A 16,162-nucleotide genomic window follows, 5' to 3' on the forward strand; every position below is an offset into this window, starting at 1 on the left:
TTTAGCAGCATGTATCCAAAGGATTCTGGTTATTATTTCCCGGCAGAGTTTGCTCCGCATACGGCGACCTGGTTAAGCTGGCCTCATAAGGAAGCAAGCTGGCCGGGCAAGCTTCAAAGCATTTATAACAGTTACAGTCTTTTTATAAAGTATCTCGCGCTAAGCGAGAAGGTGTGCATCAATGTTGGCACTGCTGCGATGCAGCAGGAAGCCACTGCTTATATGCAGGCTGCCGGCGTTAACATGGCGCAGGTGCAATTTTTCCTGCATCCTACGAATGATGCGTGGTGCCGTGATCATGGTCCTGCGTTTCTTATCAATCCGGGAGCTGACCAGCCTAAGATGATCGTTGACTGGGGGTATAATGCATGGGGTGGTAAATATCCTCCGTATGATCTCGATGATGTTATTCCTACGCTTATAGGCAAGGCATTGAACCTGCCTGTGGCGCATCCGGGTATTGTAATGGAGGGCGGTTCCGTTGAGTTTAATGGCAAGGGAACCATACTTACTTCGCGTGCCTGCCTGTTAAATGAAAACAGGAACCCGCATCTGAACCAGCAGCAGATCGAGGAGTATCTTTACCGTTATTATGGCGCTGACCAGGTGCTTTGGGTAACTGAAGGCATTGTTGGTGATGATACCGACGGGCATATAGATGATACGGTGCGTTTCGTGAGCGAGGATACGGTGCTTACCGTAGTAGAGCATTCTAAAAAGGATGAGAACTACGCGTTGCTGCAGCAGAACCTGAAGGAGCTTTCCACCATGCGGGTATTAAGTGGCAAACAGCTCAATATCATAGAGCTGCCGATGCCTGATGCTGTGGTATATGAAGACCAGCGTTTACCGGCGTCTTATGCCAATTTCTATATCAGCAATAAGCATGTGATCGTGCCTACTTACCGGTGTGACCAGGATGATAAGGCTTTGCAACTGATCAGCGATTGTTTCCCGGGCAGGGAGACGGTTGGGATTGATTCTACAGATATCATCTGGGGGTTGGGTAGTTTTCACTGTTTGAGTCAGCAAGAGCCTGCAGTGTAGGTGCGTTTGATTTATATTATCAGGGGCCGATCTTTTAGGATCGGCCTTTTTTGTATGGGACCGGTAAAAACGATTGTCATGGATTGACAATAAGATGGCTGGGATATCGTCTAATTCTTTGAGTATTGGCGATCCCCGAAACAGGCTTGCATTCAATGGCAAGGAGGAACAACGGATGGAGTTTTCTGATGGAAGTGGGTTGGAGTGGCTGGATTATGGAGCGAGGATGTATGATGCGCAGATTGGGAGGTGGTTTGTGGGGGATCCGTTGGGGGATAAGATGAGGAGATTTTCGTCGTATACTTACACTTTCGACAATCCTTTACTTAACATCGACGTGGACGGCTTATATCCCTGGTCTATTAATATCCGTTCGTTTATTGCCACGTCAACAACAGGGGGCGGATTATTTTATGGTGATGGGCGTGTGGCATCTTTTACAGGTACCTCCCGAGTTTATTCATCTTTTATAGTTGACCCTTCTGCTAAATCAGTAACGCAACCTATAACAAAAAGCGACCCTACTATATTTTTCGGAATCCCTGGACGGTTGCCCCCTAAAGTTGACGTAGGAAAACCTAAAGGCTCAAATGATAATATTAGCTTTTCTGAAAACACAGCTTCTTTTGATTTTAGTCATTCAGGAAAAGACCCGATAACACCACAATGGGCAACACCTGCATTAGATTTGCATGCCGGACTTTCATTTACAGAGGATTTGGATAAAGGGATTTTAAATGTTACAGGCTCTTTTACAGGCGACAAGTTCCCAAGTACAGAAGCTTTTATTACAGACCAATCGGGCAAAACAAAATTATTCTTGGGTGCTAAAATGGAACAAGGCGGAATTGCTGATTTGTATGGTGACAATAAGAAGCCATTATTTAAAGTAAATATGCAAATAATATTTGACAGCAAAGGAAACTTTACAGGTGTTCAGCAAGGCGATAAAACATATTCAGTGGATGATTGGAATAAGAAAGTACAATCGGATTTTAATAAAAAATGAAAGCAATGAGAGCAGTAATATCTTTTTTTATACTATCGTTGATGTTAAGTAGTTGCGGCAATAGTGGTGAGCAAGAAATTATTGTTGTGCCAAAGAATTTTAAGGGGTACATCATAATTATTTTCAATCAAAAAAGCGGAATGTCAATTAAATATGAGGGCAAAAAAAGAGTGTATGAGATACCACCAAATGGCATTTTAAAAACACAGTTTGCAGGCAATTATGGTTGGCGAGAATTTGCAGAATATTACTATGAAAAAATAATCCCCGAAAATAAATTATCCTCTTATGCTGAAATAAAAAAAGTGCCAACTGATACGATTGTTGGCTTTATGGGAGCAACAGGTACAGTAAAAAAGAGCACTGAAAGCGAAGAACGGTTAGAATTTATCGAGTTTTACATCGGTACAAAATCGGATATAGAGCAAGCACAAAAGCAAGCTGCGAAATTAGATATAGTAAAGATCACTGAATAAATTTCTTAGAAAAAGAGAATAGTTTCGATTTTTCGGACGTGTTGTTTTGTGTTTCTGCTTTGCAGCGCAAAGAATGTGCGAAAAAAACGAATGGCAGTCATCAATTTAATTTTTTAGTGTGCAGTTTCGCTGCTTTTTCTTTTTCGTCCATTTTTAGGGCTGCAAACAGCACATTTTAAAAATGAGTGTGTAAAGGAAAAATGGTATTATCCAGGGTTGTGGATGGGGCTTTTATGGATAGATATATAATTGTCTGGAGGTTTCTCCAAGGCTTTTGAAGAAATAGGAGTGGGCAGGCTGCTGGGGGATGTTTTCGGTGGAGGCTCCAAGGCGGCTTTTGCTCGGCTCCAAAACGGCTATATAAAGCGTTCTTTTTTGTAGATGGGCGTTTTTGGGGAAGGGGGCAGCCGTAGGAGGCTACCGGTTGTATGGGGGGCGTAAAAATAGGGCTTTTAGGTGGGCAGGGGGCGCCGGAGATGGAGTGGCGGCCTAGTTGGTGAGGGGCGTAATATTGGGGCCTTATGGGCAAAAAAAAGCCACTGTCGGAACAGTGGCACTCAGGGGGTTCGAGGAGCTAAAACTCTTAATAACGCTCTTCGTGGTTACAGCAGAGAAAATAGGGAATATATATACCTGGTTCTTCGTTATCTCATGAATATCTGAGTGCAAGTAAGCAAGAAAAACCAGTACTGGCAAGGGTTACGGCCCGATTTAAGCCGGGTTTACGGGCTATTTAATACTCCTTTAAACCGCAAGGCAGGGGTTAAGGATTTTTAAAGCGCCAACATTGGTTTGTGCATGGTTAGTTATGCAACTAACAAATGTTAGGTGTATTGCCGGAATCCTTATTTTTGTATCAAACAAACAACGATTGTCATGGATTTTCAATTGAATGAAGAGCATTTGATGATTCAGAAAGCTGCCCGTGATTTTGCACAAAACGATTGCCTGCCGGGCGTAATAGAGCGTGATGAATTACAACAGTTCCCTAAACAACAGATCCTTAAACTTGCCGAGCTTGGCTTCATGGGTATGATGGTGGATCCTGCCTATGGCGGCGCGGGAATGGATACTATGAGCTATGTTCTGGCCATGGAAGAAATCAGTAAAGTAGACGCCAGTGTCAGTGTTTGTATGAGCGTCAATAATAGTCTTGTCTGCTGGGGACTTGAAACGTTTGCTTCGGAAAGCCAGAAACAACAATATCTTACTCCTCTTGCCCAGGGAAAAAAGGATGGTGAACTCTATATTGGCGCTTTTTTGCTGAGTGAACCTGAAGCGGGCAGCGACGCCACTTCTCAAAGGACCACTGCTGAAGATATGGGCGATTACTATTTACTGAATGGTACCAAGAACTGGATCACCAATGGTTCTTCGGCGAGTGTTTACCTGGTGATAGCACAAACCGATGCTGCAAAAGGTTCTCATGGTATCAATGCGTTTATCGTTGAAAAGAACTGGCCGGGGGTTACTGTTGCGGCTAAAGAAAATAAGATGGGGATCAGGGGGAGTGATACCCATACTATCCTTTTCACCGACGTAAAGGTGCCGAAGGAGAACAGGATCGGTGAAGATGGGTTTGGGTTCAAGTTTGCGATGAAAACGCTTGCCGGCGGCAGGATTGGTATTGCTTCGCAGGCGCTTGGTATTGCCAGCGGCGCTTATGAACGTTCTGTGGCTTACTCCAAGGAACGCAAGGCTTTTGGTAAAGAGATCATGCAGCACCAGGCTATCCAGTTTAAACTTGCTGATATGGCTACGCGTATTGAAGCTGCGCGGCTGTTATGTTTAAAAGCTGCCTGGGAGAAAGATCAGCACCTGGATTATACGCTTAGCTCTTCGATGGCCAAAGTATTTGCTTCTGAAACGGCTATGTGGACTGCTACTGAAGCGGTTCAGATTCATGGTGGTTACGGGTTTGTGAAAGAATATCATGTAGAGCGGCTGATGCGTGATGCGAAGATCACGCAGATTTATGAAGGTACGAGCGAGGTGCAGCGTATCGTGATAAGCCGTTCTATACTCAAATAGCCTATAGGATAGGAATAAAAAGGGGCTGACCATTGCTTTGGGCCAGCCCCTTTTTATTCGGGTACCTGATAGAAACCAAGTATCGTTTAGGTGATTCTCAAAGCCTTCATTTTACTTTTGGGTCAGCCCCTTTTTATTGTTTTTTATCACATACCGTCTGAGCGCATGGCCCAGATCAGTTTTACGTGGCGCCATGCGTTTTCGTTGGACCATTCATTGTCGTAATTCAAGCCGTACGGCCAGATATGTCCGCCGCCGGTGTTGATGACTGCTCCGGGGCCATCGAAGGTTACAAGGGTGTTTACTGCGTTGGTACCTACGAACAGGCCTCCTGAAATATTTGATGTAAAGCCGGAGGAAAGACCTACGCCATAGGTATGTGCAATTTCGTGCATGGCGGTGCGCACGGCCTGGTAGCTGGCATTAGGGCCAAACCGGATGTTGCCGTTGGTACTGCCATCGGCAGTAGCTACGCCGGTATTGTACTGCACGGTGAGGGTGCGTGCGGGCCAGTTTGCAACGGTATTGTAACGGGCGACGGCATCGTTCATGGCGTTGGTGATGCGCGTTTGCACGTCGGCAGGAACGCCGGTGCTGGTTAATGTCCATGCCAGCTGGCCATTGGCAGTGGGAGCGGTAAGTACCCATTGCTGGCTTTCGCTGCCGGTGTAGGTTGACTGTACAATGTCTGCACCATTGGCGGTTGATGCGCTCGTAACCGTAAGGTCTTTGCCGCTGTTGCGGTTTACGATGCGGTAGAAGCCGCTGCCCAGGCTGATGAGTTGCCATTGCTGGTGGTTGCCGCCGGAATAATCCCATAGGTCTACGTCTGCACCATCGGTGGTGGCAGATTGGTAAACTTCGAGCGCGCGGGAGCTTTGGACGCCAATAACGGAGTAGTAGCCGCCGGACAACTGGTTCAATGTCCATCGCTGATTGGTGCCGCCGTTGGCACCCCATTGGATGATGTTAGCGCCATTTGCTGTAGAGGCGCCGGATACTTCCAGCGGTTTACCACTATAGCGGTTAAGAATTACAAAAGTGCCATTGCCGGGAGAGAGCGGTGTTTCTGTGGCAGGTACCAAAGCCAGGCCAGGAACGGGTAAGCCGGATGTGTCGGCAGGTTGGGTTTCTTTTTTACAACTGGCAAAGCTAAGCGTCAGCAGAAGCAGTAGTGCGCCTGAATGGCGGAACCGAAGTGATCTGTTTTCCATATTAAGGTTTTTTTTTGACGGTGTAAAATAGCCGTGAAGTGAATTGCCAGTTAGGGGCTAATTCGTTTAATAAGGGGGTGTTTTTGGTAACGTGAACAGGGGGTAAATCCACTTATTGGCATTGAGGTGTTGGTTGGCGGGTTTGGCTGTAATGTTTGAGGGAAGGGATGGATGGGGATGGCTACGGCGGTTTATTGATAGGCTATTTCTTATCTTGCACCCCGTGAAAAACTGGTGTATTCTTATATTAACGATATTGTGTTTTACTTCTAAAGGGAATGATAGTTTGCCTGTAAGCCAGGTGCTACAACGTATTCGCAGCTTTCAGACACAATCCTATGCGCATTTCCCGGCCGGTATGTTTCCTTCGTACAGGGAATATCATGGCAGGCGGGAGGTGTTCAAGGATGATGACAATATCTTCTTTACCGGGCTTATTGTCGTTACCTTAAAAGAGTTGAAACCTCTGCTTTCTGAAAGCGATCGGTTGGTTGTGGACAGTATTTGCCATGATGCGGCCCCGTTATATTCTTTGTTTCAGAATAACAAAGGGAGAGGGACGTATAACTTCTGGAGAACGAATCCGCGTGTTGTATTTCCGAATGGGGGGTGGCTGAACCTGATGGATAATAGCCAGTCGTTACCGGATGATATGGATGATACGGTTATATTGTTGCGTGCGCAGGATGCGCCGGACTCTGTTGTCCGGAAGGTTTACCAGCAGATGCAGCTTCATTTGAATGCGGGAAGTAAACGTAAAAAGAATATCCGTGCGGATTATAAGGATATAGCGGCGTATTCTACCTGGTTTGGCAAGCGTATGCCTACGGACCTGGATGTATGTGTGTTATCGAATGTATTACATTTCCTGTATTTACGGAATGTACCTACCGGCAAAGCGGACTCTGCTTCGCTAAAGCTGATATGTACTGCTATCGATAATGGTGATATCAGGATCAGGCCCAGTTATATATCGCCACACTATGCACGTACGCCATTGATTTTATATCATATTGCACGGCTGATGACTGCTGCGAAGATTGAAATGCTGGAACAGCGTAAGGCGGTATTGATTGCGGAAGCGCGCCACCAGCTTGCAATAGCCCGTGATCCGATGGATAAGGTGATACTGGGAACCGCACTTTTAAAATGGGGCGTGATGCCGCCTGCGGTGCATGTGAATACGAAGGGCGAATGGTTTGAAGCACTTGAAACTACTGACTTTGCCTTCTTTGTAGCCAATATGACTTCTATTTTACCAGATCCTTTCCGGCAGGCTACCGGCAAACTGGGGCTAGGCAAGTTTTATTATTATGCACCTGCTTATAACAACCTGCTGTTTCTTGAATACTTACTTTTGTGCCGGCGTCATATGCAAGCAGGCAGGAGCGCCGAATTATCTTTGAAGTAAAGCAGTTTTTTATATGGCTATCAATGAAGCAGTGTACCGGCAACTTTCCGGTGAATTGCAACCGAAAGATGTAACCCTGGTTGCTGTCAGCAAAATAAAACCAGCCTCCGATATCAAAGCATTATACGATTTGGGTCAGCGTGATTTTGGTGAGAACTATGTGCAGGAAGTGATGGATAAGCAAGCGCAACTGCCTGGTGATATCCGCTGGCATTTTATCGGGCATCTGCAATCGAACAAGGTGAAGTTTATTGCTCCTTTCGTTCACCTGATACATGGGGTCGACAGCGAAAAGCTGCTTGCCGAGATCAATAAGCAAGGTAAGAAGCTGAACCGGGTGATCTCCTGCCTGCTGCAGGTGCATATAGCCCAGGAAGAAACCAAGTTTGGGCTGGACGCTTCGGAGCTGGATGCACTGATAAAAGCAGTTACTACCGATGCTCATCAGTGGAGTCATATTCGTATAGAAGGGCTGATGGGCATGGCTTCTTTCAGCGATGACCAGGCGAAGGTGCGTGCCGAGTTCCAGCAACTGCATAGTCTTTACCAATTATACACACCTGCAACTACTCCGCAGGTAAACTTTTCTGTATTATCCATGGGAATGAGCGGTGATTACCAGATGGCTATCGAGGAGGGAAGTACGATGGTAAGAATAGGTAGTTTATTGTTTGGGGCGAGGGGATAGGAGACGAAGTGATTGTTCTATTTTTTGACAGAGATACCTGAATAAAAGAACATTATGAATGAATTGCTGAACCTGGTGAAGCGGGTGAAATCGATAGCGGATATCGGGCTCTTGTATAGTAAAGATCCTTATGACAGGGACCGGTACCAGGAGTTGCATGAGATAGCGCTTGCACTTACGAGCCAGGTGGTGAATACCCCATTAGAAGAAGTGAAGGCTTTTTACGGACCTGTGACGGATTATCCTACTCCTAAGGTGGATATCCGCGGGATGCTTTTAAATGATAAGAACGAGGTATTGCTGGCGCGGGAATCGGCTGATGGGAAATGGAGCCTGCCGGGCGGCTGGGGTGATATAGGACTTACTCCATCGGAGGTAATTGTGAAGGAGTTTGTTGAAGAGACGGGGCTTGATGTATCGGTAAACAGGTTACTGGCGGTTTTTGATAAGAAGATGCACCCGCATCCCTATCAGCCGTATTATGTATACAAGTTTGTTTTTCTCTGCGAACTAAAAGGGGATCTGCAGTTCAATAAAGGGTTTGATATGCTCGATGCGGCTTTCTTTCCCATAGATCAACTGCCTGAATTATCGCTTGACCGGATACTGCCATCGCAGGTGGAGGTGCTGCATCATAATGCTATTAACGAGGTGCTTATTCCGATCGTAGACTAGGGCTTCCCCAAAAAGATGTTTTTTGCGGGCGGAATTTTAAAAAGTGCATTTTGGGGGAAAATGTGCTGCATTTGGGGGACTCCAGGTCCGAAGCAAGTCCGAGGTAAGTGCGATGTTAGTCCAATTCAGGTCCGATTACGAGATACTTCTGGTATATCTTGCCACCCTATCGGTGGTATTAAGTTTTATAACAGCAAAAGGGGCTGACCAAAAGTAATGGTCAGCCCCTTTTGCTGTTATGGATGTTACAATGTTTCTTTCAGCCATTTGAAGAATTCACGTTGCCATACGAGTGAATTCTGAATGCCGAGTACCCAATGGTTTTCATCGGGGAAATAGAGGAACCTGCTTTTGATGCCTTTCAGCTGTGCTGCCTGGAATGCCTGCTGGCCCTGTTCTATAGATACACGATAGTCTTTACCTCCCTGGATGATCATGATAGGCGTATTCCATTTATCGACGAGGTTGGATGGGCTTTGGCTAAAGGAGCGTTGTGCTACATTGTTGTCTTTTTCCCAATAAGCGCCGCCTTTCTCCCAGTTTTCGAAGAACATTTCATCGGTAGTGCCATACATGCTTCTGAAGTCGAATACGCCGTCGTGTGCGATGAATGTTTTGAAGCGGCCTTCGTGCAGACCTTCCAATGCAAATACGGAGAAGCCGCCGAAGCTGGCGCCTACGCATCCGAGTCTTGATCTATCGACATAAGTTTCTTTGCTTACATCGTCTATAGCGCTCAGGTAATCTTTAAGGACCTGTCCGCCCCAGTCTTTGCTGATAGATTCGTTCCATTCTGTACCATGACCGGGCATACCGCGGCGGTTAGGCGCCACTACGATATAACCCTGTGATGCCATGAGCTGGAAGTTCCAACGGAAAGAATAGAATTGCGTAAGTGCTGACTGCGGGCCGCCCTGGCAGTATAACAGGGTGGGGTATTTCTTTTTAGCGTCGAAGCCCGGCGGGTAAACTACCCATACGAGCATTTGCTTGCCATCGGTTGTTTTTACAAAGCGACGTTCTGTTTTACAAGCGCCCAGTTTGGCGTAGGCTGCGTCGTTTACGTGTGTTATCTGGGCCATGTTACCGTTGCTGATATCTACGGTAAACAATTCCGTTGCATGGTTGATATCGGTACGGCTTACGATGAGCGTGTTGCCTGACTGGCCTACGATACCACTGATATCGAAATCGCCTTTGGTGATTTGTTTGATATCGGGCATTTTCATAGTCATTCCGGGATTGTCTACCACGAAGAGTTGCAGCGTTCCGTTGATAGGTGCGGTGAAGAAGATATTCCTGTTATCATCGCTCCAGCGGAAGCTTTCCACGTGAATTTCATCGTTAAAGCGGGTGAGGTTGGTTACGCTTTTATTGTTCATTACGACGAGGTCCTGCTTGTCGCTTTCATAACCATCGCGTTTCATTTGCAGCCATGCGAGGGTGCCGTTCTTATTGAATGCGGGGTTCACGTCGTAACCTTTGTTGGCTTCGGTAAGGTTTATGGTTGTGCCGGTAGCCAGATCATATTCATATAGATCGGTATTGGTGCTGATGGCATAATCGGTACCGAACTTTTTCTTGGATACGTATACCACCTTTTTGCTGTCGGGGCTCCAGATGAAGTCTTCATCGCCGCCGAAAGGTTTCTGGGGGCAATCGTATGCTTCGCCGGGCATGAGGTCTTTGGCCGTGCCTGGTTTCCCGTTTTCGACGGGGGCCAGGAATACGTGGTCGAATTTGCCATCTTCCCAGGTATCCCAATGGCGGTAGTTGAGTGATTCGTACACCTGAACGTTAGAACGGCTTAGTTCCGGGTAATGATCGGCTCCGGAGACCTTTTTTATTTTAACGGCCTGGCTGCTGAGCTGGTACTGACCATCGGGCGAGCGCCTGTCGTTTTCGATGAGGGATTCAGGATCTGCCACTTCTGTTGCATTTCCTCCGGTTATGGCCACCTTATAGGTTTTGCGGGTGCTTTTATTATTAGCAACATCGGGTACGCTTACACTGTATAGGACGAATTTTTTATCTTTCGATAAGCCCAGTGCGCTTACACGTCCGAGTTTCAAAAAGGCTTCGGGTGTCAGGTTTTCCTGCGATATAGCGGGGAGGGCAAGCAGCATCCATCCGGTAAATGCCAATAACTTAATCCTGTTCCTGTTCATAATCATCTGTTTAGTCGGTTGGCAAGGTACTTAAAAAGCGGTTTTGTCCGCCATAGCGGGGATAGGGAATGCGGGTGTTTTGGGGGTAAAGTGATAAGCGGCAAAAAAAATAATTGGTGGGAATTGAAAAGATGTTATTTTTGCTAACGGTGTTAAGTAAAATGATAGCGTAATGGGAATCGCTGAAAGAAAGCTCAGGCAGAAAGAAGAAGTGAGGTGTCAGATTATAGACGCTGCCTGGAAAATAGTTCAGGAGGAGGGCTGGCAGGCTCTTTCGATGCGGAAGATTGCAGATCGCATCGAGTATTCTGCGCCTATCATTTACGGGCATTTTGAAAATAAGGAAGCCTTGCTGCAGGAGTTTACCAGGCAGGGCTACCGTGAGCTGTATCAATGGGTGATAAAAGCCAAAGAGGCTAAAACAGACCCTGCTGAGCAGCTTGAAGCCATTTGGATGGCGTATTGGGATTTCGCCTTTGCCAACCCTGCTTATTACCAGTTAATGTTTGGGGTTGAAATTGGTTGTTGTGAAATGAAGAACGGCATTCCTGAAGCAAAAGCTGGAATGGACATGGTGGGTGAAATCCTGAATGAGCTTATCGCCTCCAGTAAACATCCTGACGCAGACCCTTGCCTGAAATATTATCATCTCTGGTCGGTAGTACACGGTTTAATCTCCATTAACCTGACCCGTAAATTTAACGGGGCACCGCAGGCCACAGAAGAATATGAAGATCTTAATAAAGCCATCCTCCAGGACGCCATTGGCGGAATCATCAGTCGTATAAAAGGATAGGCTGTTTTTTTTGCAACCTAAGTTAACACTGTTAGAAACTATCACAGGCATAATCAAAACGTAAAACCACAACAACATGTACAAGACTACTAAGCATTCTGCTGCATAACAGCTTTTTTTAAAGTATAATATTTAACGGTGTTAATAAAAATAAGAATGTTATTGACATGGCATTTTATTGCCTGAACCGGACAGTTAAACGCTATTTATTGCTTTCGTAAACTCACAAATCAAATAATATGAACTCCCGTATCTATTACAATAGTCTGCTACGGCAGGCCAGGCCACTTATTGCCTTTACTATACTGGCTATAGGGCTTTACAGCTGCACTACTTCGGCAGGCAGCGAATCGATAGGCGCGCCACCGCCACAGGAGCTGCCTGTTCTTACACTTACCAATACAGCAGCAGTCACTTACCAGGAATTTTCTGCAACCATAGAAGGTACTGTGAATGTAGAGCTGCGTCCGCAGGTAGATGGTTATCTTGAAAAGATCTATGTGGATGAAGGAGCTTATGTAACCAAGGGGCAACTGCTTTTCAAGATCAATGACCGGAGTTATGCGTCGCAGTTCACCACTGCGGAAGCTACTGCTCATGCGGCACAGGCGAATATGGAGAAAGCTGCGATAGAGTTGAACCGCATTCGTCCACTGGTACAAAACAACGTAGTAAGTGATGTGCAATTGAAAGCAGCACAGGCTTCGTATGAAGCAGCAAAAGCCAGTTTCGAGCAGGCACAATCGGCTACCAACAATGCCGGCATCAGCCTGGGATATACTCTTATCAAAGCACCCGTAAGCGGTTATATAGGCCGTATTCCCTTCAAGGCCGGAAGTCTTGTGGGCAGAGGGGAAGCGTTGCCATTAACGGTTCTTTCGGAAGTGAATAATGTGTATGCTTATTTCTCTATGAGCGAAAGTGATTTCCTGCAATTTACCAGTCATACAACCGGTAAAACTGTTGACGAGAAGATCAAAGGGCTGCCACCCGTTGAGCTGATGCTCGCCGACAAATCGATTTACACTGAAAAAGGAAAAGTGGAGATGGTGCAGGGGCAGTTCGATAAGAGCATGGGCACCATCAGCTTCAGGGCTGTGTTTGCGAATGCGAATGGCATCCTGCGTTCCGGCAATACCGGTAAGGTGCGTATACCGCATACCAATGCAGCCGTACTGGCCGTGCCGCAACAGGCCACTTATGAATTGCAGGATAAAGTATATGTTTTCACTGTTGCCGATTCCAACAAAGTAGTCAGCAAACCCATTGGTATTGCAGGTACTTCGGGTGTGTATTACCTGGTAGATAAGGGGCTGAATGCAGGGGAGACGATCGTGTTCACGGGGCTTGACCGTTTAAGGGATGGTGCTGTGATAAGGCCGTTGCCACTTTCAGCTGATAGTCTGCGTAAGGCAATGCCTTTATAAGCATAGCCGTCGCAACATTCACTAATAACAACTACACAATGCTTAAAAAATTTATAGAACGACCGGTTCTTTCAACGGTCATATCCATACTATTGCTCTTACTTGGCCTATTGTCCGTGTTTTCGTTACCTATTACGTTGTTCCCGGATATAGCGCCGCCGAGTGTGCTTGTATCGGCGAGTTATCCTGGTGCGAATGCCGAGGTGGTGGCGCGTTCTGTAGCTACGCCGCTTGAAGAGGCGATCAATGGTGTGGAGAACATGACCTATATGACATCGAACTCCAGTAATGACGGGAGTATGTCGCTTACGGTTTATTTCAAACAGGGAACCGATCCTGATATTGCTGCTGTAAACGTGCAGAACCGGGTATCGAAGGCAACGAGCCAGATACCGCAGGAGGTAATACAGGCTGGTATTTCGACACAGAAACAGCAGAACAGTATCATCATGTTCATTGGTTTATATGCCAAGGACAGTGTGAACTATGATGAAACATTCCTTCAGAACTATATCAAGATAAACCTGATACCGAAGTTGCAGCGTATTCCCGGTGTAGGCCAGGCGCAGCCCTTTGGTACCAAGGATTATTCGATGCGGATATGGTTACAGCCAGAGCGTTTAACGGCTTATAACCTATCGCCGCTGGACGTAACGAATGCTATCAGGGATCAGAGCCTGGAGGCTGCCCCGGGACGATTTGGACAAAGCAGCAAACAAGTATTTGAATACGTATTGAAGTATAAGGGTAAGCTAAATACCAATGAACAATATGAAAACATCATCATCAAGTCGAATACCGATGGTTCTGCGATTCGTTTGAAAGATGTGGCTCGGGTTGAGTTCGGTTCCTATACCTATTCTTCGGACAGTAAGATGAACGGGTTCCCGGCATCGGGTGTGGCTATTTTCCAGACGGCGGGTTCCAATGCCAATGATATCCTTACAGAGGCGGAACATTTGCTGGACAAATTCAATAAAGATCTTCCGAAGGGTATTGAATCGAGTGTGATGTATAACTCCAAGGAGTTCCTGGATGATTCCATCAGCCAGGTGGAGCATACGCTGGTAGAAGCGTTTATCCTGGTGTTCATCGTGGTGTTCATATTCCTGCAGGATTTGCGTTCCACACTTATCCCTGCCATTGCGGTTCCGGTGGCTATCGTGGGTACGTTCTTCTTCCTTAATTTATTTGGTTTTACCATCAACCTGCTTACGTTGTTTGCGCTGGTGCTGGCCATCGGGATTGTGGTGGATGATGCTATCGTGGTGGTGGAGGCTGTGCATGCGAAGATGGAACATACACATATGCCTGCACGGGAGGCTACGATAACATCGATGAACGAGATATCGGGAGCCATCATATCGATTACCCTGGTCATGGCTGCGGTGTTTATACCGGTAGGTTTCATGCAAGGGCCTGCGGGTGTATTTTACCGGCAGTTTGCGTTTACACTGGCTATCGCGATCCTTATTTCTGCGGTGAATGCCTTGACGCTGAGTCCTGCGTTATGTGCGTTATTCCTGAAACCACCTAAGGGGGCTCCGGGCGCACATGGCGGTAAGAAGTCTGGTTTCGGCAGCCGATTCTTCAATGCTTTCAATGCTTCTTTCCATACTGTTACGGAGAAATATATCAGCAGCCTGAAATTCCTTTTCCGTCACAAATGGGTGGGAATAAGTGGGCTTGTGCTGGTTACCGCCGTGACATTGTTCATGGTACGTAAAACGCCTACCGGTTTTATTCCTACAGAAGATCAGGGCTTTCTGCTGTATGCGGTGAATACACCTCCGGGCAGTTCACTCGACAGGACACATAATACGATCGCTAAGATCGACAGCATACTGAAGGCGCAGCCGATGGCGGACAAACGTTATAACGTAGAAGGTCTGAACTTCATCTCCAATGCGAATGCCTCTCCTTATGGCGCTGGATTCGTGCGTATGAAACCTTATGCGGAGAGAGGTGACATGAAAGATCTTGGTATGATCACGAACGCCATGACGCAGAAGATTGCCACCGAGGTAAAAGACGGCAGCGCCTTCTTCTTTACTTTCCCTACCATACAGGGTTTTGGTAACGTGGCAGGTTTTGAGTTCATGTTACAGGACCAGGCGAATGGTTCGCTCGACAAACTTAGTGCTACTACCAATGAATTCCTGGGAGCATTGATGCAACGCAAAGAGATCGCTTATGCTTTCACCACATTTGCCTCGGGCAACCCGCAATACGAGATAGAGGTTGACGATAACAAAACCAGGCAACTGAATGTATCGGTAAGCGATCTGCTGCAAACGTTGCAGATCTATTATGGCAGTAGCTTTGTCAGCGATTTTAACCGCTTTGGTAAATACTACAGGGTAATGGCCCAGGCCGATATACCTTATCGCGCCGAGCCGGCTTCATTAAATAATATTTATGTAAAGAATACGCTGGAGCAAATGGTGCCTGTTAACCAACTGGTAACGCTTAAGAAGGTGTATGGGCCGGAAACTGTTACCCGTAACAACCTCTATAATGCCGTTACCATTAACGGAACGCCCAAGCCTGGTTACAGTACCGGCGACGCTATCAAGGCGATTGAAGAAACTGCCGCCAAGGTGTTGCCAAGAGGATATGGTTATGAGTGGACAGGTATGACGAGAGAGGAGAAGCAGGCTGGTTCACAGATCATCTTCATATTTATACTGAGCCTGGTGTTTGTTTACTTCCTTTTATCGGCGCAGTATGAGAGTTATATACTGCCGCTGGCAATAGTATTGTCTATACCTGTGGGTGTGTTTGGTGTATTTGCCTTCATTCGGATGCTGGGTGTAGAAAACAATATCTATGTGCAGGTATGTCTTGTGATGCTGGTAGGGTTGCTGGCTAAGAATGCCATACTTATCGTAGAGTATGCGGTGCAACGCCGGGCTGCGGGAATGGAGCTGGTAGCGGCAGCGCTTGAAGCATCGCGCCTGCGGTTAAGGCCTATCCTGATGACATCATTTGCCTTTATCATGGGGCTGCTGCCTTTATTAAGGGCGCAGGGCGCTTCGGCGCTGGGTAACCGTTCCATTGGTGCGGGGGCAGTAGGCGGTATGTTAACCGGTGTAATACTGGGTGTATTCATTGTACCGGTATTGTTTATCATATTCCAGCATCTGCATGAGAGGTTTGGAAGAAAGAAAACCGTTGTACCTGCTGAGCAAACTCCATCTCATTAATTGATTTACTAAAG

12 protein-coding genes are annotated in these 16,162 nt (G+C 46.6%); 10 read left to right on the forward strand and 2 right to left on the reverse strand.

The window, feature by feature from the left end; translation table 11 throughout:
- The first annotated feature begins 9 nt into the window (after positions 1–9).
- The 4 genes from ESB13_RS03115 to ESB13_RS03130 all read left to right on the forward strand — a co-directional run bounded on the left by ESB13_RS03115 (position 10) and on the right by ESB13_RS03130 (position 4,563).
- Positions 10–1,047 carry an agmatine deiminase family protein gene (locus tag ESB13_RS03115; protein ID WP_129001568.1) on the forward strand — a complete coding sequence of 346 codons (1,038 nt, stop codon included), beginning with the start codon at positions 10–12 and terminating at the stop codon, positions 1,045–1,047.
- A gap of 73 nt (positions 1,048–1,120) precedes the next feature.
- Positions 1,121–2,056: an RHS repeat domain-containing protein gene (locus ESB13_RS03120; RefSeq protein WP_129001569.1), complete on the forward strand. Its 936-nt coding sequence runs from the start codon at positions 1,121–1,123 to the stop codon at positions 2,054–2,056.
- A gap of 5 nt (positions 2,057–2,061) precedes the next feature.
- Positions 2,062–2,532 (forward strand): DUF6843 domain-containing protein, encoded by a 471-nt coding sequence (locus tag ESB13_RS03125; protein WP_129001570.1) that lies wholly within the window; start codon positions 2,062–2,064, stop codon positions 2,530–2,532.
- An 876-nt stretch (positions 2,533–3,408) separates the two neighbouring features.
- The gene (locus tag ESB13_RS03130; protein ID WP_129001571.1) at positions 3,409–4,563 is read left to right on the forward strand and encodes an acyl-CoA dehydrogenase family protein; all 1,155 of its coding nucleotides are present in this window, start codon (positions 3,409–3,411) and stop codon (positions 4,561–4,563) included.
- A gap of 146 nt (positions 4,564–4,709) precedes the next feature.
- On the opposite strand, the gene ESB13_RS03135 is transcribed toward ESB13_RS03130, so the two are convergent.
- Complete coding sequence (locus tag ESB13_RS03135; protein ID WP_129001572.1) at positions 4,710–5,777, reverse strand: RICIN domain-containing protein; 1,068 nt, start codon at positions 5,775–5,777, stop codon at positions 4,710–4,712.
- Positions 5,778–6,000: 223 nt separating this feature from the next.
- Between ESB13_RS03135 and ESB13_RS03140 the strand changes: the two genes are divergently transcribed.
- The 3 genes from ESB13_RS03140 to ESB13_RS03150 are packed head-to-tail and all read left to right on the forward strand — an operon-like array spanning position 6,001 to position 8,551.
- Positions 6,001–7,188, forward strand: a complete 1,188-nt coding sequence (locus ESB13_RS03140; RefSeq protein WP_129001573.1) for a hypothetical protein — start codon at positions 6,001–6,003, stop codon at positions 7,186–7,188.
- A gap of 13 nt (positions 7,189–7,201) precedes the next feature.
- Entirely contained in the window at positions 7,202–7,876 is a 675-nt protein-coding gene (locus ESB13_RS03145) for a YggS family pyridoxal phosphate-dependent enzyme (protein ID WP_129001574.1), read from the forward strand.
- Positions 7,877–7,930: 54 nt separating this feature from the next.
- A complete protein-coding gene (locus ESB13_RS03150; RefSeq protein WP_129001575.1) occupies positions 7,931–8,551 on the forward strand; it encodes an NUDIX hydrolase in 621 nt (206 codons plus the stop codon).
- Positions 8,552–8,796: 245 nt separating this feature from the next.
- Here ESB13_RS03150 and ESB13_RS03155 read toward each other — a convergent pair whose 3' ends face one another.
- A complete protein-coding gene (locus ESB13_RS03155) occupies positions 8,797–10,719 on the reverse strand; it encodes a S9 family peptidase (RefSeq protein ID WP_164974079.1) in 1,923 nt (640 codons plus the stop codon).
- A gap of 172 nt (positions 10,720–10,891) precedes the next feature.
- On the opposite strand from ESB13_RS03155, the gene ESB13_RS03160 reads away from it, so the two are divergent.
- From ESB13_RS03160 to ESB13_RS03170, 3 genes are all read left to right on the forward strand, one after another.
- Entirely contained in the window at positions 10,892–11,515 is a 624-nt protein-coding gene (locus tag ESB13_RS03160) for a TetR/AcrR family transcriptional regulator (protein ID WP_129001576.1), read from the forward strand.
- Positions 11,516–11,754: 239 nt separating this feature from the next.
- Positions 11,755–12,942: an efflux RND transporter periplasmic adaptor subunit gene (locus ESB13_RS03165; protein WP_129001577.1), complete on the forward strand. Its 1,188-nt coding sequence runs from the start codon at positions 11,755–11,757 to the stop codon at positions 12,940–12,942.
- A 38-nt stretch (positions 12,943–12,980) separates the two neighbouring features.
- Complete coding sequence (locus ESB13_RS03170) at positions 12,981–16,148, forward strand: efflux RND transporter permease subunit (RefSeq protein ID WP_129001578.1); 3,168 nt, start codon at positions 12,981–12,983, stop codon at positions 16,146–16,148.
- Positions 16,149–16,162: the final 14 nt, after the last annotated feature.

This window comes from Filimonas effusa (assembly GCF_004118675.1).
In the GTDB taxonomy this organism is placed as follows: domain Bacteria; phylum Bacteroidota; class Bacteroidia; order Chitinophagales; family Chitinophagaceae; genus Filimonas; species Filimonas effusa.